The sequence below is a fragment of the Kocuria sp. APC 4018 genome (assembly GCF_030407675.1).
Taxonomy (GTDB): domain Bacteria; phylum Actinomycetota; class Actinomycetes; order Actinomycetales; family Micrococcaceae; genus Kocuria; species Kocuria rhizophila.
Map to the genome: position 1 here is coordinate 1 of NZ_JASDCY010000025.1, position 21,193 is coordinate 21,193.

The window sequence follows — 21,193 nt, forward strand, 5'->3', positions numbered from 1 at the left end:
TCACCAGTTCCGCCCGCTGCTCGTCGTCGATCTTGTGCCCCAGGAACGTCAGCGCCACCCCCGCCACCGGCAGCCCCCGGTGGTCGTGCGCCGCGACCGCCACCGAGGCGAAGTTCGGCGTCACGTCCCCCTCCTCCACGGCCCAGCCGCGCTCACGGGTCCGTTCCAGCTCCGTGCGCAGCTGACCCGGCGTCGTGATCGCCGTGCTCTCCCAGCGCGACGCGAACGAGTCCCGGTCCGGGTACAGCGCTCGCACCTGCGCCGCGGGCAGCCCCGCCAGCATCGACCGCCCGCTCGCCGTGAGGTGCGCCGGGATGCGCACCCCCACGTTCGTCACCAGCGACGGCTTGTACGGCGCCCGCTCCTCCACCACGTACACCACGTCCCGCCCGTGCATCACCGCCAGGTGCGCGTTCTCGCCCACCGCGTCCACGAGCGCGCGCAGCAGCGGCTCGCCCAGCCGCGCCATCGGGTCCTGCCGCGTGTACGCCGAGGACAGCTCGAACGCCGCGATCCCCAGCCCGTACAGCCGCTCCTCGGGCAGGTGCACCACGAATCCCTGCTCGGTCATCACCGCCAGCAGGTGGTACACGCTGGACCGCGGGAGCTCCAGCGCCGTCGCAATCGACGACGCCGCCACCGGCCCCTTCCGCGACGCCAGGAACCGCAGGATCCGCAGCGTGCTCTGCGCGGCAGGCACCTTGGCTCCCGGCATGGGGTCTCCTTCGACGAGCGGGGGTGGGTGACGACGACGCCGCGCGGCCACCGTGCGTGCCCCCGACCCGGCGTGCCGTACGATCTGCGTGTCTGGAATACCAGACGATATCTGGTGTCGGGCCTCCCCGCGATCCCCGGTGATGGGCTTGTGTGGAGCAAAGGTAATTCAGATCACACGCGAGCACCGCGAGGCGGCCCAGGGAGGCGGCACCGCGGGGAAGGACGCTGTATGACGACCACCCGGATCACCCCGCCGGACCCTGAGGTGTGGAGCGGCAGGACGGACGGGGACACCCCCGAGCACCTGCGCTGGCACCAGCGGGCATGGCAGGGCATCGCCCAGGACGACACGCAGCAGACCGCACAGAATGTCTCCCGGGGTGATGGCCGGGGCGGCGCCGACCAGGACGGCGTCCCCGAGGCCCCCGCCGTCGAACTCGTCGGCTTCTCCTGCGACGAGGGCGTCCGCCGCAACAAGGGCCGCGTGGGCGCCTCCGAGGGCCCGGACGCCCTGCGCGGGGCCCTCGCCCCTCTGGCGATGCATGCCGACTTCGGTATCCACGACGCCGGCACCGTGGTGGTCCCGGACCGCGACCTGGAGGACGGTCAGGACACCCTGGGCCATCAGGTCGCACGCCTCCTGGACACGGGCAACCCCGTGGTCGTCCTGGGTGGCGGCCACGACACCGCGTGGGGCAGCTACCTGGGACGCACCCGCTGCGAGCGTCTGCAGGGCCAGCGCGTGGGTGTGCTGAACCTGGACGCCCACTTCGACCTGCGGCAGGCGGACGAGCCCTCCTCCGGCACCCCGTTCCTGCAGATGGCCCGTGCGGACCAGGAGGCCGGCCGCACGTTCGACTACACCGTGCTGGGCATCAGCGAGCCCAACAACACCGCCATCCTGTTCCGCACCGCGGAGGAGCTGGGCGTCGAGTTCCTCACGGACGAGCAGTGCCAGCCACGCCACCTCGACGCCGTCCTGGAGGTCGTGGACCGCCTCGTCGAACGCGTGGACGCCATCCACCTGAGCATCGACCTGGACGTCCTGCCTGCCGCCGTGGCGCCCGGCGTGAGCGCCCCGGCCGGATACGGTGTTCCTCTGGAGACCATCCAGGCCGTGTGCCACCGCGTGGCCCGCAGCGGCAAACTGGTGCTCGTGGACGTGGTGGAGCTGCTGCCGCGGATGGACGTGGACGGCCGCACCGCCCGCGCCGCCGCGCGCCTCATCACCACCCTGGCCCACGATGCCCTGAGCACGACGCCGCCGCCCCCGGCCTCCGCGGGCACGTCCCCGCGCGCGGGAGGCGCCGTCGCGACGTCGTCCTCCCCGCGCACCGGGGGTGACGCGGCGACGTCGTCCCCGGAGGCGGCGACCACCGCATCAACCGTCAGCCCCGCACCGACCCCACCCACCGGCCCCGCCGGGAACACCACGGGAGATCACCGATGAGCAGTTCAACCCCGCAGCAGCCCGCTCCGCAGGTGCCCCCGCAGGAGAACCACACCCTGTCCCGCGGGCTGAGCATGCGCCACATCCAGTTCATCGCGCTGGGCTCGGCGATCGGAACCGGGCTGTTCTACGGCTCGGCCACCGCCATCCAGGTGGCCGGCCCGTCGGTGATCCTCGCGTACCTGATCGCCGGAGCGGTGGTCTACATGGTCATGCGGGCCCTGGGCGAGATGGCCGTGCGCCACCCCGTCCCTGGTTCATTCGGCCAGTATGCCGCGCGCTACCTGGGCCCGTTCGCGGGCTTCGTCACGGGCTGGACGTTCGTGTTCGAGATGATCGTGGTGGCCATCGCGGACGTCACCGCGTTCGGCGTGTACATGGGCTTCTGGTTCCCGGACACCCCCCGCTGGATCTGGGTCACCGCCGTCATCCTGTTCATTGCCGCGATCAACACCCGCAACGTGAAGATCTTCGGCGAGATGGAGTTCTGGCTGACCATCATCAAGGTGGGGGCCATCCTGGCGATGATCGGCGGCGGCATCGTGCTCATGGTCCTCGGCGTCTCCTACGCCCCGGGCGAGCCCGTGGGGCTGCAGAACCTGGTGGACCACGGAGGCTTCATGCCCAACGGCCTGGGCGGTCTGCTGGCCGCGCTGTCCGTGGTGGTCTTCGCGTTCGGCGGCATCGAGACCATCGGCATCACCGCGGGGGAGGCCGGCGATCCGGCCCGCTCCATTCCCAAGGCCGTCAACGCCGTGCCCGCCCGCATCCTGCTGTTCTACGTGGGCACCATGGTGGTGCTGATGTCCCTGGTGCCGTGGACCGAGATCACCGGCGAGGCCAGCCCGTTCGTGCAGATCTTCTCTGCCCTGGGTATTCCCGCGGCGGCATCCATCCTCAACGTGGTGGTCATCGTCGCCGCCATCTCCGCAATCAACGCGGACACCTTCGGCGCCGGCCGCATGCTCTTCGGCCTCGCGGAGCAGGGCCAGGCGCCCCAGGCGTTCACCAAGGTCTCCAGGAACGGCGTCCCGTGGCTCACCGTGGTGGTCATGGGCATCGCCCTGGGCATCGGCGCGATCCTCAATGTGGTGATCCCCGAGGACGTGTTCCTGGTGATCGCCTCGATCGCCACGTTCGCCACCGTGTGGGTGTGGCTCATGATCCTGCTCTCGCACATTGCCATGCGCCGCGAGATCGAGCGCAAGAACCGCCCCGAGTCCGCGTTCAAGGTTCCTTTCTGGCCCGTGGCCTCGTGGGCCGCGACCGCCGGCATCCTGTTCGTGATCGCCCTGCTCGGCTGGTTCCCGGACACCCGCGTGGCGCTGATCGTGGGCGTCGTGTGGCTCGTGCTCCTGGGCGTGGGCTACCTGCTGTTCGTCAAGGGCGGCGGCCGCAACCGCCCCGACCTGGACGACCACACCGCGCTGATCACCCTGCCCCGCAGCTGATCCCCGCCTGCTGAGAGCCCCGGCCCGTCTGCGAGCCGGGGCTCTCCCCTGCCCGGACGACGACGCCGCACGGCCGGGTCCGCGCGCCCCGTCACGCACCGCGCGGGTCACGGGTTCGTCCCCGCTGGGCAGTGCAACCTCCTGAACGGGGCGCGGCCACCGTCCGCTCCAGCGCCTGCGCGTGGCGCGCTGGCGCCGCTCCGTGCTCTCTGAGCAGGCCACCCGGGAGTTGCCGAAAAGCGGGGTGCAGCGGCGCGCTGCCCTGGAGGGCTACCGGGCGGACTCCGGGGAGGCGGGGACGGCGGCGTCGTGCGCGGGAGCATGTGCGGCGCCCACGCCCGCGGCAACGAGCGCGACGATCTCCCGCATCCGCTCCAGCACCAGGTCCAGCTCCGCGCGACCCTGGCGGGCGCGGTTGAGCTCGGCCAGCCCGCTGGTGACGATCATCCGCGCGCCCACGTCCAGGGGGGCGGCGTCGGCGTCCGAGGCGGCGGGGCGGCAGCCCGCGAGCATCCGGGCGATGTGGTCCTCCAGCTTCTCCACGAGCACCAGCACCTCGCGGCGGTGCGGCAGGTCCTCGCCGAAGAGGATCTCGCGCGCGATCCACACCGTGGTCTCTGGCCAGTGGACGGCCATGTCGAAGATGGGGTCGAGCGAGTCCATGATCGCGTCCACCACAGCGGCGGGGGAGCGCTGGGCGGGGCCGGGGGTCGCGTCCAGGGCGTCGTTGACGTGGTCCGCCCAGATGTTCTCGGTGACCATCATGAGCAGCTCCGCCTTGGTGGCGGCGTACTGGAACACGGTGCCCGCTGCCACGTCCGCGCGGGCGGCCACCTCGCTCATGGACATCTGCGCGTAGCCCTTCTCGCTCACGAGCGCGCGGGCGGCGGCCAGGATGCGAGCGCGCTTCTCGGCCTTGGCGATTTCGCGGCGGCCGGGACCGCGCGGACTCACGCGGGAGGCCGCGTGCTCCAGGGGATGTCCCCGGCGGCGCGGCGTCGGGTTCTGAATTTTCTCCACCAGATAATTGTATTGCACTCAAAATTGATTAGGCTCAATTATGTACGCAGGGAGCGCCAGAGCGACGCCCCGCGGAAGGAGGAACGACATGCAGTTCACAGCAGGCAACTACGAGGCCTTCATGCGGCCCCGCCCGGCGGAGCACGCCCAGGACACCCGCGCGTGGATCGTGGGGTCCGGTCTGGCCGGCCTCGCCGCGGCGGTGTTCCTGGTCCGGGACGCCGGCGTGCCCGGCGAGAACGTGACCGTGGTGGAGAAGGGGCGGCTGCCCGGCGGCGCCCTGGACGGTCTGGACGTCCCCGAGAAGGGGTTCGTGATCCGCGGCGGGCGCGAGCTCGAGAACCACATGGAGTGCCTGTGGGACATGATGCGCTCTGTGCCGTCCCTGGAGATTGAGGGCGCGTCCGTGCTGGACGAGTTCGCGTGGCTCAACCGGGACGACCCCAACTACTCCCTGTGCCGCGCCACCGTGAAGCAGGGCCAGGACGCTGGCCCCGAGGGCAAGTTCGACCTCCCGCAGCGCGCGCAGAAGGACCTGCTGCACGTCTTCATGGCCACGCGCGAGGAGATGGAGGGCAAGCAGATCCAGGAGGTCATGAGCAAGGAGTTCCTGGCCTCCCCGTTCTGGATGTACTGGCGCACCATGTTCGCGTTCGAGGAGTGGCACTCCGCGCTGGAGTTCAAGCTCTACCTGCACCGCTTCGTGCACCACATCGGCGGGCTGCCGGACTTCTCTGCGCTGAAGTTCTCCAAGTACAACCAGTACGAGTCCTTCGTGCTGCCCCTGATCTCCTACCTCACGGAGCGCGGCGTCACCTTCCAGTACGACACCGACGTCCGCGACATCGACTTCTCCCACCGCAACGGCGAGATCCGCGCCACCGCGATCCACTGGGTGCGCGAGGGCGCCACCGAGACCCAGGAGCTTGGTGAGCACGACCTCGTGTTCACCACCATCGGCTCCCTCGTGGACAACTCGGACGACGGCGACCACGCCACCCCCGCGAAGCTCGACCGCGGTCCCGCCTCGGCCTGGGACCTGTGGAAGCGGATCGCCGCCAAGGACCCCTCCTTCGGGCGCCCCGAGGTGTTCTGCTCCTCGATCGACAAGACCAAGTGGGAGTCTGCCACCGTCACCACCCTGGACGAGCGGATCCCCGAGTACATCCGGAAGATCGCGCAGCGGGATTCGTTCAGCGGCCGCGTGGTCACGGGCGGGATCGTCACGGCGGAGGACTCCTCGTGGCTGCTCAGCTGGACCGTGAACCGCCAGCCGCACTTCAAGAAGCAGCCGAAGGACCAGGTCGTGGTGTGGGTCTACTCGCTGTTCGTGGACACCCCCGGCGACTTCGTGAAGAAGACCATGGCCGAGTGCACGGGTGAGGAGATCACCCAGGAGTGGCTCTACCACCTGGGCGTTCCGGTGGAGGAGATCCCGGAGCTCGCGGCCACCGGCGCCAAGACGGTGCCCGTGATGATGCCGTACGTGACCAGCTTCTTCATGCCGCGCCACGCGGGCGACCGCCCGCAGGTGGTGCCCGAGGGCGCCCGGAACTTCGCCTTCCTGGGTCAGTTCGCGGAGACGGGCCGCGACTGCATCTTCACCACCGAGTACTCGGTGCGCACCGGCATGGAGGCCGTCTACCAGCTCATGGGCGTGGAGCGCGGCGTTCCCGAGACGTGGGGCAGCACCTACGACGTGCGGGTGCTGCTGGAAGGCCTCACCCGGCTGCGGGACGGCGAGAAGGTCCGGATCCCCGGGCCGGAACCGCTGCGCAAGCGGCTGCGTCGTCGTCTGGAGAACGGCGAGGTGGGCGAGCTGCTCGAGGAGTACGGCGTGCTGTGACCCTCAGCGCGCGCTGAGCGACCCTGCGCGGGTGCGGCCGGAGGGTGTCACCGCGAGGTGTACAGCCTCCGCGCCAGCTCGTGCAGGGTCAGCCTCTCCCGCAGGCTCATGTCCAGTTCGTCCAGCAGCTTCTTCTGCATGGCGGCGGCCTTCTTCTCCAGGGAGCGACCGGCGTCCGTGAGGGAGACGACCACGGAGCGCTCATCGCGTTCGCACCGCTTGCGGGTGACGAAGCCGGCGGCCTCCATGCGCCGCAGCAGGGGCGAGAGGGTTCCACTGTCCAGCATGAGGGTCTCCCCCAGCTGGTGGACGGAGCGGTGGTCGTCCTCCCACAGCACGAGCATCACCAGGTACTGCGGATAGGTCAGACCCATCGCCTTCAACGGCTCCCGGTAGGCACTGGTGACCTTGCGCGAGGCGGTGTACAGCGCGAAGCACAGTTGCGTGTCCAGGCGGAGCTCGGGATCCATGCGTCCATGGTACGGGAGGGCCCTGCGGTGCGACCTGGGCCGACGGGAGTTTGTTGAACAATGCCACCGAATCGCGTATAACTATGATCCGGCTCACAGGGTGTCCGCATCCTTTCGCTCGTCCCTTTCCCCGACAGCACGGAGACCCCGGTGGCTGACCACGACCACGCCCCAGACCCCACGAACGCCTCGACCGGAGGGTCCTCCGTGGCCACGGCCACGCAGGCGGATGCCGCGAACGAGCGGCCCGTCAACCGCCGGTTCGAGACCAACTGGGCCATCTCCCTCTTCGGCACCGCGGTGGGCGCGGGCGTGCTGTTCCTGCCCATCAATGCTGGGCTTGGCGGCCTTTGGCCGCTGCTGATCGTCACCATCCTGATCGGCCCCATGACGTACCTGTCCCACCGGGCGCTGTCCCGCTTCGTGTGCGCCTCCCCCGTCCCGGGCGAGGACATCACGGTGGTGGCCCGCAAGGCCTTCGGCGAGGGCATCGGCCGGGTCATCACCGTCCTGTACTTCCTGGCGATCTACCCGATCGTGCTGATCTACGGGGTGAGCATCACCAACACCGTGGACAGCCTCATGGTCAACCAGCTGGGCATGGCGTCCCCGCCGCGCTGGCTGCTCTCGGGCATCCTGGTGGCGCTGCTCATGCTCGTGATGTTTACGGGTCAGCGCATCATGCTGATCGTCACCCAGTGGCTTGTGTACCCGCTGATCCTGATCCTGCTGGGCGTGACGCTGTACCTGATCCCCACGTGGGACCTCAGCGTGTTCCAGGGTGTTCCCTCCGCGGGCGACTTCCTGATGTCCGTGTGGATGATCATCCCGGTGCTCGTGTTCGCCTTCAACCACTCGCCGGCCGTGAGCCAGTTCTCCGTGGCCATGAAGCACCAGTACGGGGAGCACGCGAGCGCGCGCGCCTCCGTGGTCCTGCGCCGCAGCACCCTGCTCCTGGTCGTCTTCACCATGGGTTTCGTGTGGTCCTGCGTGCTCTCGTTGGGCCCGGACGGGCTGCAGGCCGCCAAGGACCAGAACCTGCCCGTCCTGTCCTACCTGGCCAACGAGAACGGCAGCCCGTTCATCGCCTACCTGGGCCCCGCCGTGGCGCTGACGGCGATCGCCTCCTCCTTCTTCGGCCACTACATGGGCGCCGCCGAAGGCGCCGTGGGGGTCGTGCGCTCCACCGTGGACCCGCAGGGAACCAGGATCGGCACCAAGACGCTGCACACCGCCGTGGCCGTGTTCATGTTCGTGACCACGTGGCTCGTGGCCATCGCGAACCCCAGCGTGCTCTCGCTCATCGAGTCCCTCGCGGGCCCGGTGATCGCGATGATCCTGTACCTCATGCCCATGTACGCGATCCACAAGCTCCCCGCGCTGGAGCCCTACCGCGGCAAACTCTCCAACGTGTTCGTCACGGTGGCCGGCCTGGTGGCCGTGAGCGGCATCATCTACGGCCTGGTGGCCTGACGCCCCACGCCGCCGCAGGACGACGCCGCTGGGCCGGGTCCGCGTCCGGCCGCCGGTGGTGCGGTGCGGACCGCTACGGGCCTGCCGCCCCGGGCCCGGGGCGGTCCCCCTGTGTAGATTGGCCGTGACCGAGGCCGCGACCCCCGCTGCTGCGCAGCGGGGGTCGTTGCACACCACCGACCGAACGGGTGAGGAGCCCAGATGACCACCGTGGTGCTGTTCCGCGACGACCTCCGGGTCACCGACCACCCCGCCCTGCACGAGGCGGTGTCCCACGGCGAACCCGTGGTGTGCCTCTACGTCCTGGACGAGGAGTCGCAGGGTATCCGCCCGCTCGGTGGCGCTGCCAAGTGGTGGCTGCACCACTCCCTGAGCTCACTGGCCGCGGACCTCTCCGACCTGGGGGTACCCCTCACGTTGCGGCGCGGCCCGGCAGGGGAGGTGGTGCCCGGCGTCGTGCGCGAGACCGGCGCGAACCGCCTGCTGTGGAACCGCCGCTACGGCGGGCCGGAGCGTGCGGTGGATGCCGGGCTCAAGGAGTGGGCCGGGGAGAACGGTGTGGACGCCCACTCGTATGCCGGTTCGCTCATGTTCGAGCCGTGGACCGTCAGCACCCAGAACGGGGACCCCTACCGGGTGTTCACGCCGTTCTGGCGCGCGTGCACCAGTGGGCCGCCGCCCCGGGAACCGTACCCGGCGCCGTCGTCGATCGACCCCGCAGACCCGGCACCGGCCTCCGATGACCTGGCCAACTGGGGCCTGCTGCCCACGCACCCGGACTGGTCCGGGGGGCTGGCGCGCACGTGGACCGTGGGGGAGCGGGCGGCGCACGAGCGGCTGGACGACTTCCTGGACGAGCGGCTGCCGCGCTACGCCCAGGACCGGGACGTGCCCGCCAAGCCGGCCACGTCGGGGCTGTCCCCGCATCTGCGCTGGGGCGAGATCAGCCCGTACACCGTGTGGCACACCGCGCTGGAGCGTGCCGAGAACCCCGGGAAGTTCCTCACCGAGGTGGGGTGGCGGGAGTTCTCCTGGTACAACCTGTACGTCCACCCGGACATGGCCACCGAGAACATCAACCCGAAGTTCGACGCCTTCCCGTGGCCCCCGCTGGACGAGGACGTGCTCGCCGCGTGGCAGATGGGGCGCACCGGGATCCCGCTGGTGGACGCCGGGATGCACGAGCTGTGGGAGACCGGGACCATGCAGAACCGCGTGCGCATGGTGGTGGCCTCCCTGCTGGCCAAGAACCTGCTGATCGACTGGCGCCTGGGCGAGCAGTGGTTCTGGGACACCCTGGTGGACGCGGACCCCGCGAGCAATCCGCACAACTGGCAGTGGGTGGCCGGCTGCGGCACGGACGCCGCGCCCTACTTCCGGATCTTCAACGCCGAGACGCAGCAGAAGAAGTTCGACCCTGACTTCGAGTACGTGGACCGCTGGAACGGGCGGCAGGAGGGCGTGGAGCCCATCGTGGACCTCAAGGAGTCCCGGGCGCACGCGCTCGAGCTGTTCAAGAGCCTGTAGGTGCCGGGTCTACCCTGACCCCATGAAGATCACGGTGCTGGGTGCCAGTGGGAATTTCGGAGCGAACGTGGCGGACGTGCTGGAGGGGCGCGGCCACACGGTGGTGCGGGCCAGCCGCCGCACGGGGGTGGACGCGGTCACCGGGGAGGGCCTCGCGCAGGCCCTCGACGGTGCGGACGCGGTGGTGGACGCCCTCCACATCACCACCATGGGCGCGCGCAAGGCCGTGCCGTTCTTCGCGCGCTCGGCGTCGAACGTCGCCACGGCGGCGCACGAGCAGGGCGTGGGTCGGATCGTGTGCCTGTCCATCGCTGGCGCCGAGGACCCGCGCGTGAACTCCGGGTACGGCTACTACAAGGGCAAGGCCGTGCAGCAGAGCATCTACCAGCAGTGCCCGGTCCCGTCCGTGACGGTGCGCTCCACCCAGTGGTTCGACTTCGTCCCCGCGACCATGGGCATGGTCAGCCGGGGCCCGGTGGCGCTCGCCCCCACCATGCTCATGGCGCCCGCCCTGCGTGAGGAGGTCGCGGACGTCGTGGCCGACGCCGCCACCGCTCCCCGCGGGGCCCGTCACGAGATCCTCGCGGTCCGGGGCCCGGAGGCGGACACCATCGCGAACTTCGCCCGCCGCATCCTCGCCGCCGGCGGAGACCTGGGTGGACAGCGTCCAACGACGATCAAGGAGGCGTCTTACCTGGGGCGCGGCATCGCGAACGGCGGGCTGATCCCGCAGGACGCGTTCGTCACCGCCACCCGGTTCGAGGACTGGCTGGGCTGAGCTCCGGAGCCTGGTCGGGGCGGTCGACCTTCTTAAGGGCTCGCAGCGACGTTCCGGAGAACTCAATCGCCCAGGTCAAGAATGTCCTCCACCTCGGCCAGCGAGTAGGTGCGTTCGCGGCCGGCACGCACATTCTGTGCGGTGTCCAGGATCTCGTAGTCGCGGACCAGCTGGTCGATGTGTGTCTCCACGGCCTCGCGCAGGTAGTAGGACTTCGAGCGCCCTGTGCGGGCCGCCAGGCGCTCCAGCTTGGCCCCGGTTTCGTCGGACAGCTTCACAGATGTGGCCACGGTCATGGGGACATCCCCTTTCAGGGGCGGATTGACTACAGGTAGTCAATTTTACCCGCCGTCAGGATGGCGACAAGGGGTGGTGCGCACCAGCGTACGGGCGCTCGAGCCCGAAAAAACGGCGCAGCGCTTCGGCGCCCTCGCAGGTCACGGGAGTCTCGGGGCGCACGTACGTCTCCGGGGTGACGACGACGCGCTGCTCCTCCACGCCCACGGCGCCGTCGCGGGTGTTCTGGGCAATGCGGGCCCTGCCGTTGTCCACGTAGCCGGTCTTCCGGCTCACCGCGGCGGAGGCGTGGTTGCCCACCACGTACTCCGAGTGGCATGCGAGGGCGTCCAGCTCGTCGAACGCGAACCCCACGGCCATCTGGCGCATGAGAGTGCCCATGCCCTGTCCGTGGTGCGCGCGCCCGAGCCACGAGCCCGAACTGACCGAGCGTGCCACGGGGAAGTCCCGGGCCGCGAGGTCCTGCATCCCCACCAGCTCGCCCCGAAACCGGACGGCCAGCGCCAGGTTCCAGTGCTGCGGTGCGAACGTGGAGCGTTGAGTCCACCACCAGGACAGCGATGTGGTCGGGAAGCCGTCGGACGTCCCCGGCGCGAACGGTTCCTCGTGCCAGGCGCGTAGGAACGGCATGGGCAGACCCGCCACGGAAATCCCGCCCTGGACGAGTTCCACCAGCTCCGGGAAGTCCTCGTCCCGCAGCACGCGCAGCTCCAGGTCCTCGCACGTGATGCGCAGTCCGAAGGGCGGAAAGATCTCCTCGAGGGTCAGCATGGTCGATTCTCTCAGTCCAGGGGCCACGTGGCCGGGGGAAACTCCGTGAGGGGTGCCATGGGGCCCCGGGGGATCCAGTCCATGTACCAGGGCCCCCTGCCCACGAGCATGTCGGCGTAGACCGCCCGCAGCTCCTCATCGCTCAGCAGGTCGAGGTCCGACCAGCTGTGACCCACGGGGGCGCCCTCCCGGTTCTGCCCCAGGGCTCTGCTGCCGTGGCGGATCTTCGCGAGGAAGTGCTCCTGGGACCGGTAGGGGAAGTGCAGGACGCGCAGGTCCTGTCCGATGAGCCCCGGTCGGTGCACGGAGTGGTTGCCGTGGGCCAGGTGCGCCCAGCGGTGGGGCCGGAAGGCGACCTTGGGCAGCGGGTCGGGCCCTGTTCCCACCAGGAAGCCCTCGGGCGTGCGCACCGCGTTGTGGACGTGCGCGGACTGCACGGGTCTGTCCGGGGCAGAACGCTGCAGGACCTCGGCCAGGGTGCCGCCCAGCCCGTACCAGAACTCGTCGGCGTCGACGGGAACGATCCACTTCGCGCCGCGTTCCACCGCCTGCTGCACCAGGACGTCCAGCTTGTGCTCCTGGAGCCGGCGCGGCAGCTCGTCATCGGCCAGGACCAGTTCCAGATCTCCGTGGTACTCCTCCAGGAACTGCCTGGTGCCGTCCGTGGAGGCGTTGTCGCAGACCAACAGGCCGGTGACTCCCTGGCGCTCCAGGTGGTCCAGGACGAGAGGCAGGACGTCCATCTCGTTGTGGACCACCGCGACCGCCCACACGCCGCCCCGGGCGGGGACGTCCCGGCCGGGGTGCGGTACGAGACGCACGGCGTCCCGCACTTCGCGGAACACCCGCCGTCGGGAGCGCGAGTGGTCCCGTGCCGCGGCCTCCGCCGACCGCCTCACCCGTTTCAGGGCCAGGTCCTTCCGGCTCGCCATCCTGGCCAGCACGTCACCCATCGCGCCGGCCCTCCAGGTCCAGCAGCTTCAGCGCCTCCTCGCGCATCTCCACCTTGCGGACCTTGCCGGTCACGGTCATGGGGAACTCGTCCACCACGTGCACGTAGCGGGGGATCTTGTGGCGGGAGATCTTCCCGTCCGCGAACTCCAGGATGGCCTCGGCGGTGAGGGTGGCAGCGCCGTCGCGCAGCCGCAGCCAGGCCATGAGCTCCTCGCCGTACTTCTCGCTGGGCACACCGATCACCTGGGCGTCCACGATGTCCGGGTGGGTGTAGAGGAACTCCTCCACCTCGCGCGGGTAGATGTTCTCCCCACCGCGGATCACCATGTCCTTGATGCGCCCGGTGATCTGCGCGTAGCCGTCCTGGTCCATCACGGCGATGTCCCCGGTGTGCAGCCAGCCCTCCGGGTCGATGGCCTCGCGGGTCTTCTCCTCCTGGCCCCAGTAGCCCTTCATCACCGAGTAGCCGCGGGTGCAGAACTCACCGGCCTGCCCGCGGGGCACCGTCTCGCCTGTGGAGGGGTCCACGATCTTGACCTCCACGTGCGGGTGCACCCGCCCCACGGTGCCCACGCGGCGGTCCAGGGAGTCGTCCGAGCGGGTCTGGAAGCTCACCGGGGAGGTCTCGGTCATGCCGTAGCAGATGGCCACCTCCCGCATGTTCATCCGGTCGATGACCTTGCGCATGACCTCCATGGGGCACGGGGACCCGGCCATCACCCCGGTGCGCAGGGTGGAGAGGTCGTAGTCCGCGAAGTCCGGCAGCTCCAGCTCCGCGATGAACATGGTGGGCACCCCGTACAGGCTGGTCGCCTTCTCCTGGGCGACGGCGCGCAGCGCGGCCCGCGGGTCGAAGCCCGGCCCGGACAGGATGATCGCACAGCCGTGGCTGGTGGCCGCGAGGTTGCCGATCACCATGCCGAAGCAGTGGTAGAGCGGCGGGACCACCACGATCCGGTCCTTCGCGGTGTAGTGCAGCAGCTCCCCGATGAAGTACCCGTTGTTGAGGATGTTCCGGTGGCTGAGCGTGGCTCCCTTGGGGCGCCCGGTGGTGCCGGACGTGTACTGGATGTTCACGGCGTCGTCGGCGTGCAGACCGGCGGCGACCGAGGCGAGCCGGGCGTCGTCGGGCTCCACGAACAGGGCGTCCCACTCGGGGCTGCCCATGAGCACCACGTTCTGCAGCTCCGGGGCGTGGGGGCGGGCGGCCTCCAGCATCCCCGCGTAGTCGCTGTTCTTGAACGCGGGGCTGCTGATGACCGTGGAGATCCCGGCCTGCGCGAGCGCGAAGTCCACCTCGTGCTGGCGGTAGGACGGGTTGATGTTGACCAGGATGGCGCCGAGCTCCGCGGACGCGTACTGCGTGAGCACCCACTCCCACGAGTTGGGCCCCCAGATTCCCACCCGGTCACCCGTGCGCACGCCCAGCCGGTCCAGGCCCGTGGCCAGGGACCGGACGTCGTGCAGGAACTCGCGGTAGGTCCACCGTTTCCCGGCGGCCACGTCCACGAGGGCCTCGTGGTCCGGGAAGCGCTCGGCGGTGCGGTGCAGGTTCTCGCCGATGGTCTCCTCCAGCAGCGGCTGATCGGTGGGACCGGCGGCGTAGGACGGCGTGGGGTCGGTCATCGGTGTCTCCTTGGTCGGGTGCCGGGAGGGTCAGCAGGGGCCGCGGCCGGCGGGTGGCTCGAGGTGGGGTGGTGCGCTCAGTTCTCGGCCGCGATGTGGTGACCCACGGTGGCCTTGAGGATCTCGTCCGTGCCGCCGAAGATCGTGAGCAGCCGCACGGCCGTGTACGCCTGCGCCACGGAGGACTCCAGGATGTAGCCGAACCCGCCGTGCAGCTGCAGGCAGCGGTCCACCAGGTCCTTGACCGTGCCGGTGGCCTGCAGCTTGATCTTCGAGGCCGCGATGAGGTCCAGCTGACCCCGGTTGAACAGCTCCACGCAGTGCGCCACGTACGCCTGGGACGCCTCCAGCTGCGCGCTCAGCTCGGCGAGCTCGAACTGCGTGTTCTGGAAGTCCAGCACGCGCTCACCGAACACGTTGCGGGTGGAGACGAACTCCGCGGTCTCGGCCAGCACGCCCTCGGCAATCGCCATCGCGGCCACGGCCACGCCCAGCCGGCCCTGCGGCAGCTGCTCCGTGATCTGGTCCAGCCCCCTGCCCTCCTCGCCCACGAGGTTGGCGGCGGGCACCCGGACGTCGTCGAAGAACAGCTCGGCGGTGTCCGAGGCCTGCAGGCCCATCTTGTCCAGCTGCTTGCCCGTGGTGTAGCCCTCGTGGTCCTTCTTCTCCACGAGGAACAGGCTGAAGCTGTCCCGGTTCCCGCGCGGTGAGGTGCCGCCGTCCGTGCGGGCCAGGACCAGGGCGGCGTCGCCGGAGATGCCGTTGCCGATGAACGTCTTCTGGCCGTTGAGCACGTACTCGTCGCCGTCGCGCACGGCCCTGGTGCGCACCCCGCGCAGGTCGGAGCCGGCGCCCGGTTCGGTGAAGGCGACGCTCGTGACCATCTCCCCGCCCAGGATCGCGGGCAGCCAGCGCTGCTTCTGCTCGTCCGTGCCGTACGCGAGCAGGTGCGGCAGCACCCAGTCGTCCTGCAGGTGGAACGCGAGCCCCAGAGCCAGGTGGCCCGAGCGCACGAACTCCTCGTCCATCACGCAGCGGAATCGGTAGTCGGCGAGCCCCATGCCCTCGTAGTCCTCCGGGACGGCCAGGCCGAGCAGCCCGGCCTCCGCGGCCTGGTTCCAGATGCCACGGTCCATCATGTGCTCGGCGTGCCACTGCGCGTAGTGCGGGGCCACCTCGCGCTCGTTGAACTCGCGGGCCACCGAGCGGAACTCCTCGTGCTCTTCGTCGTAGAAGCCGTGGATCATGGGGTCACCTTTCACTGGGAACGGGTTCGGCGGAGATGCCCAGCGCGAGCCGGGACATCTCCTTGAGGACCGCGCTGACCTGGGCGTCCGGGCTCTCGGTCCGGGCGCGGGAGTACGCGGTGGAGTTGATCAGGCCGATCACGGCGAACGCGCGCGTGGTCTGGTCCTGGAGGGAGCGTCCGGGCTCCAGGGCGAGCAGCACGTGGCACCACTCGGCCAGGTAGAGCCGCTGGATCTCCCGCACGGTGCGGCGGTTGTGCTGCTCCAGCGAGCCGAAGTCTCGCTCGTGCACGCGGATCAGCGCGGCGTCCGCGAGGGCGAAGTCCACGTGGAAGGAGATCAGCTCCGCCAGCGCCCGGGGGGTGTCCCCGTGCTCGGCACGGATCGCGCGCCCGCCGTCCAGCAGGCGCTGGGAGATCCCCACGAGCAGCTGGCACAGGATCTCCTGCTTGCTCTCGAAGTGCCGGTACACCCCGGGCCCGGAGATCCCGGCGCGCTCGCCGATGCTCTGCAGGGTCACCGCCTGGTAGCCGTGGCGCGCGAAAAGCTGCGCGGCGGCGTCGAGAATCCTGCGACGGCGCTCGCTCTTGGCCTGCTCGCGGGGCGTCACGACCACGCAACCTCCTTCGGGTGCCGTGCCCACCCCCGGACCTGTGCGGACGCTGGGCGGTGGGGCGTGGACAACGGTGATGGGCATCACTATAGTCCACCTTAGTTATCGAGCATTAACTGAATTTTCCGAAGGGACGAGATGGCTTTCCTCACGAGCGAGCTGGACCGCAGTTCCGCCGCGTTCCGCACGAACAGCGAGACCAGTGCGCGGCTGCGGGACGAGCTGCGTGAGCGCACGGCGCGGGCCGCCCTGGGCGGCCCCGAGAAGAGCCGTGAGCGACACCGCTCACGCGGCAAGCTGCTGCCTCGCGAGCGCGTGGCCCGGCTGCTGGACGAGGGCTCGCCGTTCCTGGAGATCGGCGCCCTGGCCGCGGAGGACATGTACGACGGCGCGTGCCCGGGTGCCGGGGTCATCGCCGGGATCGGGATGGTCCGGGGCCGCCTGGTGGTGGTGGTGTGCAACGACGCCACCGTGAAGGGCGGCGCCTACTACCCCGTGACGGTCAAGAAGCACCTGCGGGCGCAGGAGATCGCCGCGGAAAACCGGCTGCCGTGCGTGTACCTGGTGGACTCCGGCGGGGCGTTCCTGCCCCTGCAGGACGAGGTGTTCCCGGACCGGGACCACTTCGGGCGGATCTTCTACAACCAGGCGAACCTCTCCGCCCGCGGCATCCCGCAGATCTCCGCCGTGCTGGGCTCGTGCACCGCGGGCGGTGCGTACGTGCCCGCGATGAGCGACGAGACCGTGATCGTGCGCAACCAGGGCACCATCTTCCTGGGCGGCCCGCCCCTGGTGAAGGCTGCCATCGGGGAGGAGGTCACCCCGGAGGAGCTGGGCGGCGGCGAGCTGCACACCCTCACCTCCGGCGTGACCGACCACCTCGCGGAGAACGACGAGCACGCCCTGGAGATCGTCCGGGACATCGTGGGCACCCTCCCCGAGCAGAAGACCGTGGCGTGGGACGTGGTTGCCGCCCGGGAGCCGGACCTGAGCGTGGCGGACCTGGACGGGATCATCCCCGCGGACGTCAACGGCTCCTACGACGTGCGGGAGGTCATCGGGCGGATCGTGGACGGCAGCGAGTTCCACGAGTTCAAGAAGGACTACGGCACCACGCTGGTCACGGGCTTCGCGCACATCGACGGCCACCCCGTGGGGATCGTGGCGAACAACGGCATCCTCTTCTCCGAGGCCGCGCTCAAGGGCGCGCACTTCATCGAGCTGTGCGACCAGCGCGGCGTGCCCCTGGTGTTCCTGCAGAACATCACCGGCTTCATGGTGGGCCGGGACGCGGAGGCCGGGGGCATTGCCAAGAACGGCGCCAAGATGGTCACCGCGGTGGCCTCCACCCGGGTCCCCAAGTTCACGGTGGTGGTGGGCGGCTCCTTCGGCGCCGGCAACTACTCCATGTGCGGGCGCGCGTACTCCCCGCGGTTCCTGTTCACGTGGCCCAACGCCCGGATCTCCGTGATGGGCGGTCCGCAGGCGGCGTCCGTGCTGTCCACGGTCAAGAAGGACCAGCTGGCGGCGCGCGGCGAGCAGATGGACCCGGAGGAGCAGGAGCGCTTCGAGGCCCCCATCCGTGAGCAGTTCGAGTCCCAGGGCAACCCGTACTACTCCACGGCACGGCTGTGGGACGACGGCGTGATCGAGCCCGCAGACACCCGCCGCGTGCTGGCCATGGCGCTGGCCGCGGCGTCCCTGCAACCCCTTCCCGACCCGGGCTTCGGCCTCTTCCGGATGTAGGAGTCCTCGTTCATGTTCTCCACCGTGCTCGTCGCCAACCGAGGCGAGATCGCCGTGCGCGTGATGCGCACCCTGCGCGCCATGGGCATCCGCTCCGTGGCCGTGTACTCGGACGCCGATGCCGGCGCCCGCCACGTGAAGGAGGCGGACGTGGCCGTGCGGATCGGTCCCGCGGCCGCCGCCGAGAGCTACCTGGACATCGACGCCGTCGTGGCCGCCGCCCGGGAGACCGGCGCGGAGGCCGTCCACCCCGGCTACGGCTTCCTGGCCGAGAACGTGGACTTCGCCCGCGCGTGCGCCGCGGCGGGGATCGCGTTCATCGGCCCGCGGGAGCGTGCCCTGGAGATCATGGGGGACAAGATCGCCTCCAAGCTGCAGGTGGCCGAGCACGGGGTCCCCCTGGTGCAGGGCGTCTCCGAGCCCGGTCTCACGGACGAGCAGCTCGTGGCCGCCGCCGCGGACATGCCGTTCCCCGTGCTCATCAAGCCGTCGGCCGGTGGTGGCGGCAAGGGCATGCACGTGGTCGAGCGCTTCGAGGACCTCGCCGAGGCGTTGCCCGCCGCGCGCCGCGTGGCGAAGCAGAGCTTCGGGGACGATACCCTGCTGATCGAGCAGCTCGTGGCCACCCCGCGCCACATCGAGGTGCAGGTTCTCGCGGACACCCACGGCCACGTGATCCACCTGGGGGAGCGCGAGTGCTCGCTGCAACGCCGCCACCAGAAGGTGATCGAGGAGGCCCCGTCCGCCCTGCTGGACGCCGCCACCCGCGCGCGTATCGGGGAGGCTGCCGTGGCCGCCGCGAAGGCCGTGGACTACGTGGGCGCCGGGACCGTGGAGTTCCTGGTCTCGGACCGCGAGCCGGGCACCTTCTACTTCATGGAGATGAACACCCGCCTGCAGGTGGAGCACCCCGTGACCGAGATGGTCACGGGCGTGGACCTGGTGGAGTGGCAGGTGCGGATCGCGGACGGCGAGCACCTCACGCTCACCCAGGAGGACGTCCACCTGGACGGCCACGCCGTGGAGGCACGCGTCTACGCCGAGAACCCCGCGCGCGGTTTCCTGCCCACCGAGGGCACCGTGGTGGCCCTGCGGGACGCCTCCGGCCCGGGGGTCCGCGTGGACTCCGGGATCATGGCGGGCCAGCGCGTGGGCCTGGACTACGACCCCATGCTCGCCAAGGTCATCGCCCACGGCCCGGACCGCCGCACCGCGCTGCAGCGCCTGCGCACCGCGCTCGAGGACACCGTGATCCTGGGCGTGGGCACCAACGTGGAGTACCTGCACATGCTGCTCACGGACGAGGACGTGGTGGCCGGGCGCATGGACACCGGCCTCATCGAGCGCAAGCTTCCGCAGCTGCAGTTCGCCCAGCCGGACCCCTACCTGGAGGCGCTCGCCACCCACGTGGGTCTCGGCGCCCAGGACGACGACGCCGCGGGGCCCCGTTCCCTGCCGGACGCCGACGCCGCGCGACGGATCGGCGGCACCGCGTGGCGCGCGGACGGCTTCTCCGCCACCACGGCCCTGCCCGGACCGGCGCCGTTCGAGGAAGACTCCTCGCGCGCCGTCGTGACCGCCGTGGGAACCGGGAACCCGGACACCGCGGAAGGCCGCACGGTGCACGTGAGCGAGGGAGCGGCGTCGTTCGAGATCCCCGTGCGGACCCGCACCGGGGCGCTGCAGGCGCAGCTTGCGCAGATCGAGCGGGAGACCACCGCCGGCGGGCCGGAGCTGCGCTCGCCCATGCCGGGCACCGTGGTGGCCGTGCTCGCGGAGAGCGGCGAGCACGTGGCCGAGGGCCGCACCGTGGTCTCCGTGGAGGCCATGAAGATGGAGCACCCGATCACTGCCACCCTGCCCGGGACCGTCACGGTCCTGGTGGGCGTGGGGGACCGCGTGAAGGTGGACCAGGTGGTCGCCACCATCGAGACGGACGGCACCGAGCAGAACAGCACCGAGCAGGACACCCACAAACACACGGAGGACCAGGCATGAGCGAGAACACCGAGCTGAACACGTTCGAACTGTCCGAGGAGTACCAGGCGCTCTCGGACGCCGTGCGCGAGTTCGCGGACGAGGAGATCGCCCCGGTCTCTGCCAAGCACGACGAGGAGCACTCGTTCCCGTACGAGATCCAGTCCCAGATGGCGGAGATGGGCCTGTTCGGCCTGCCGTTCCCGGAGGAGTACGGGGGACAGGGCGGGGACTACTTCGCGCTGTGCCTGGCGCTGGAGCAGATCGCCCGCGTGGACCAGTCCGTGGCCATCACGCTGGAGGCGGGCGTCTCGCTGGGCGCCATGCCCGTGTACCTGTTCGGCACCGAGGAGCAGAAGCAGCAGTGGCTGCCCCAGCTGGCCAGCGGCCAGGCGCTCGCGGGCTTCGGGCTCACCGAGCCGGAGGCCGGCTCCGACGCCGGCGGCACCCGCACCCGCGCGGAGCTCAAGGACGGCAACTGGGTGGTCAACGGCAGCAAGGAGTTCATCACCAACTCCGGCACGGACATCACCAAGCTGGTGACCGTCACCGCGGTCACGGGCACCACCACCACGGCGGACGGGAGGGAGAAGAAGGAGATTTCCACCATCCTGGTGCCCACGGACACCCCCGGTTTCACCGCGCAGAAGGCGTACAACAAGGTGGGCTGGAACGCCTCGGACACCCACCCGCTGACGTTCGAGGACGTCACGGTCCCGGAGGCCAACCTGCTGGGCCAGCAGGGCCGCGGCTACGCGAACTTCCTGCGGATCCTGGACGAGGGCCGCATTGCCATTGCCGCCCTCGCCACGGGTGCCGCGCAGGGCTGCCTCGAGGAGGCCATCCGCTACGCCACCGAGCGTGAGCAGTTCGGCCGCTCGATCGGCAAGAACCAGGCCGTGGCGTTCAAGATCGCCCGGATGCGCGCCCGCGTGCACCAGGCCCGCCTGGCCTACTACGACGCCGCGTCCCGCATGCTCAAGGGCAAGCCGTTCAAGACGGAGGCCGCGATCGCCAAGCTGGTGGCCGGCGAGGCCGCGATGGACAACGCCCGGGACGCCACCCAGGTGTTCGGTGGCTACGGGTTCATCAACGAGTTCCGGGTGGCCCGCCACTACCGCGACTCCAAGATCCTGGAGGTCGGGGAGGGCACCACGGAGGTCCAGCTCATGCTGATCGCCCGCGACCTGGGGCTGTGACCGGGGCTCCCGGCACCACGTCACCCGAGCA

General features: G+C 70.2%; 18 protein-coding genes. 9 read left to right on the top strand and 9 right to left on the bottom strand.

What is annotated here, in order from left to right; translation table 11 throughout:
• Positions 1 to 715: IclR family transcriptional regulator (locus tag QL985_RS06305; RefSeq protein ID WP_290147651.1), on the bottom strand; the 715-nt coding region annotated here is incomplete at its 3' end.
• Positions 716 to 946: 231 nt separating this feature from the next.
• On the opposite strand from QL985_RS06305, the gene hutG reads away from it, so the two are divergent.
• Together hutG and QL985_RS06315 are read left to right on the top strand one after the other, a co-directional pair.
• Entirely contained in the window at positions 947 to 2,167 is a 1,221-nt protein-coding gene (hutG, locus tag QL985_RS06310; RefSeq protein ID WP_308219545.1) for a formimidoylglutamase, read from the top strand.
• Positions 2,164 to 3,618: an amino acid permease gene (locus QL985_RS06315; protein ID WP_257745019.1), complete on the top strand. Its 1,455-nt coding sequence runs from the start codon at positions 2,164 to 2,166 to the stop codon at positions 3,616 to 3,618. Before hutG ends, QL985_RS06315 begins: the two co-directional genes overlap by 4 nt.
• A gap of 270 nt (positions 3,619 to 3,888) precedes the next feature.
• On the opposite strand, the gene QL985_RS06320 is transcribed toward QL985_RS06315, so the two are convergent.
• Positions 3,889 to 4,638: a TetR/AcrR family transcriptional regulator gene (locus tag QL985_RS06320; protein WP_245190510.1), complete on the bottom strand. Its 750-nt coding sequence runs from the start codon at positions 4,636 to 4,638 to the stop codon at positions 3,889 to 3,891.
• A gap of 88 nt (positions 4,639 to 4,726) precedes the next feature.
• On the opposite strand from QL985_RS06320, the gene QL985_RS06325 reads away from it, so the two are divergent.
• Complete coding sequence (locus QL985_RS06325; protein ID WP_259905680.1) at positions 4,727 to 6,484, top strand: oleate hydratase; 1,758 nt, start codon at positions 4,727 to 4,729, stop codon at positions 6,482 to 6,484.
• 47 nt (positions 6,485 to 6,531) lie between these two features.
• Here the strand turns inward: QL985_RS06325 and QL985_RS06330 are convergent, their stop codons facing one another.
• Positions 6,532 to 6,954, bottom strand: a complete 423-nt coding sequence (locus QL985_RS06330; RefSeq protein ID WP_191871979.1) for a MarR family transcriptional regulator — start codon at positions 6,952 to 6,954, stop codon at positions 6,532 to 6,534.
• Between the two features lie 150 nt (positions 6,955 to 7,104).
• On the opposite strand from QL985_RS06330, the gene QL985_RS06335 reads away from it, so the two are divergent.
• The 3 genes from QL985_RS06335 (at position 7,105) to QL985_RS06345 (ending at position 10,732) form a co-directional block, all read left to right on the top strand.
• Positions 7,105 to 8,427 carry an HAAAP family serine/threonine permease gene (locus QL985_RS06335; RefSeq protein ID WP_191871981.1) on the top strand — a complete coding sequence of 441 codons (1,323 nt, stop codon included), beginning with the start codon at positions 7,105 to 7,107 and terminating at the stop codon, positions 8,425 to 8,427.
• Between the two features lie 201 nt (positions 8,428 to 8,628).
• A complete protein-coding gene (locus tag QL985_RS06340; RefSeq protein WP_257745018.1) occupies positions 8,629 to 9,954 on the top strand; it encodes a deoxyribodipyrimidine photo-lyase in 1,326 nt (441 codons plus the stop codon).
• A 22-nt stretch (positions 9,955 to 9,976) separates the two neighbouring features.
• Entirely contained in the window at positions 9,977 to 10,732 is a 756-nt protein-coding gene (locus QL985_RS06345) for an SDR family oxidoreductase (protein ID WP_257745017.1), read from the top strand.
• 62 nt (positions 10,733 to 10,794) lie between these two features.
• On the opposite strand, the gene QL985_RS06350 is transcribed toward QL985_RS06345, so the two are convergent.
• From QL985_RS06350 to QL985_RS06375, 6 genes are all read right to left on the bottom strand, one after another.
• A complete protein-coding gene (locus QL985_RS06350; RefSeq protein ID WP_121566120.1) occupies positions 10,795 to 11,028 on the bottom strand; it encodes a ribbon-helix-helix protein, CopG family in 234 nt (77 codons plus the stop codon).
• Positions 11,029 to 11,083: 55 nt separating this feature from the next.
• Complete coding sequence (locus QL985_RS06355) at positions 11,084 to 11,800, bottom strand: GNAT family protein (protein ID WP_257745016.1); 717 nt, start codon at positions 11,798 to 11,800, stop codon at positions 11,084 to 11,086.
• Positions 11,801 to 11,811: 11 nt separating this feature from the next.
• Positions 11,812 to 12,753, bottom strand: coding sequence for a glycosyltransferase family 2 protein (locus tag QL985_RS06360; protein WP_257745015.1), 942 nt, complete (start codon positions 12,751 to 12,753; stop codon positions 11,812 to 11,814).
• Complete coding sequence (locus QL985_RS06365; RefSeq protein ID WP_257745014.1) at positions 12,746 to 14,380, bottom strand: AMP-binding protein; 1,635 nt, start codon at positions 14,378 to 14,380, stop codon at positions 12,746 to 12,748. Before QL985_RS06365 ends, QL985_RS06360 begins: the two co-directional genes overlap by 8 nt.
• 77 nt (positions 14,381 to 14,457) lie before the next feature.
• Positions 14,458 to 15,627, bottom strand: a complete 1,170-nt coding sequence (locus tag QL985_RS06370; protein ID WP_257745013.1) for an acyl-CoA dehydrogenase family protein — start codon at positions 15,625 to 15,627, stop codon at positions 14,458 to 14,460.
• Between the two features lie 4 nt (positions 15,628 to 15,631).
• The gene (locus QL985_RS06375; RefSeq protein ID WP_257745012.1) at positions 15,632 to 16,243 is read right to left on the bottom strand and encodes a TetR/AcrR family transcriptional regulator; all 612 of its coding nucleotides are present in this window, start codon (positions 16,241 to 16,243) and stop codon (positions 15,632 to 15,634) included.
• A 135-nt stretch (positions 16,244 to 16,378) separates the two neighbouring features.
• Here QL985_RS06375 and QL985_RS06380 point away from each other — a divergent pair, with 135 nt between their 5' ends.
• From QL985_RS06380 to QL985_RS06390, 3 genes are read left to right on the top strand one after another with little or no spacing between them, the layout of a single operon-like run.
• Positions 16,379 to 17,986, top strand: a complete 1,608-nt coding sequence (locus QL985_RS06380) for a carboxyl transferase domain-containing protein (RefSeq protein WP_257745011.1) — start codon at positions 16,379 to 16,381, stop codon at positions 17,984 to 17,986.
• A 12-nt stretch (positions 17,987 to 17,998) separates the two neighbouring features.
• Positions 17,999 to 19,984, top strand: coding sequence for a biotin carboxylase N-terminal domain-containing protein (locus QL985_RS06385; protein WP_257745010.1), 1,986 nt, complete (start codon positions 17,999 to 18,001; stop codon positions 19,982 to 19,984).
• A gap of 14 nt (positions 19,985 to 19,998) precedes the next feature.
• Positions 19,999 to 21,162, top strand: a complete 1,164-nt coding sequence (locus QL985_RS06390) for an acyl-CoA dehydrogenase family protein (RefSeq protein ID WP_257745022.1) — start codon at positions 19,999 to 20,001, stop codon at positions 21,160 to 21,162.
• Positions 21,163 to 21,193 lie beyond the last annotated feature (31 nt).

Coding starts and splice junctions, on each gene's coding strand:
- hutG (WP_308219545.1), top strand. CDS start 947: ATGACGACCACCCGGATCACCCCGCCGGACCCTGAGGTGTGGAGCGGC.
- QL985_RS06315 (WP_257745019.1), top strand. CDS start 2,164: ATGAGCAGTTCAACCCCGCAGCAGCCCGCTCCGCAGGTGCCCCCGCAG.
- QL985_RS06325 (WP_259905680.1), top strand. CDS start 4,727: ATGCAGTTCACAGCAGGCAACTACGAGGCCTTCATGCGGCCCCGCCCG.
- QL985_RS06330 (WP_191871979.1), bottom strand. CDS start 6,954: ATGGATCCCGAGCTCCGCCTGGACACGCAACTGTGCTTCGCGCTGTAC.
- QL985_RS06340 (WP_257745018.1), top strand. CDS start 8,629: ATGACCACCGTGGTGCTGTTCCGCGACGACCTCCGGGTCACCGACCAC.
- QL985_RS06345 (WP_257745017.1), top strand. CDS start 9,977: ATGAAGATCACGGTGCTGGGTGCCAGTGGGAATTTCGGAGCGAACGTG.
- QL985_RS06350 (WP_121566120.1), bottom strand. CDS start 11,028: ATGACCGTGGCCACATCTGTGAAGCTGTCCGACGAAACCGGGGCCAAG.
- QL985_RS06355 (WP_257745016.1), bottom strand. CDS start 11,800: ATGCTGACCCTCGAGGAGATCTTTCCGCCCTTCGGACTGCGCATCACG.
- QL985_RS06360 (WP_257745015.1), bottom strand. CDS start 12,753: ATGGGTGACGTGCTGGCCAGGATGGCGAGCCGGAAGGACCTGGCCCTG.
- QL985_RS06365 (WP_257745014.1), bottom strand. CDS start 14,380: ATGACCGACCCCACGCCGTCCTACGCCGCCGGTCCCACCGATCAGCCG.
- QL985_RS06370 (WP_257745013.1), bottom strand. CDS start 15,627: ATGATCCACGGCTTCTACGACGAAGAGCACGAGGAGTTCCGCTCGGTG.
- QL985_RS06380 (WP_257745011.1), top strand. CDS start 16,379: ATGGCTTTCCTCACGAGCGAGCTGGACCGCAGTTCCGCCGCGTTCCGC.
- QL985_RS06385 (WP_257745010.1), top strand. CDS start 17,999: ATGTTCTCCACCGTGCTCGTCGCCAACCGAGGCGAGATCGCCGTGCGC.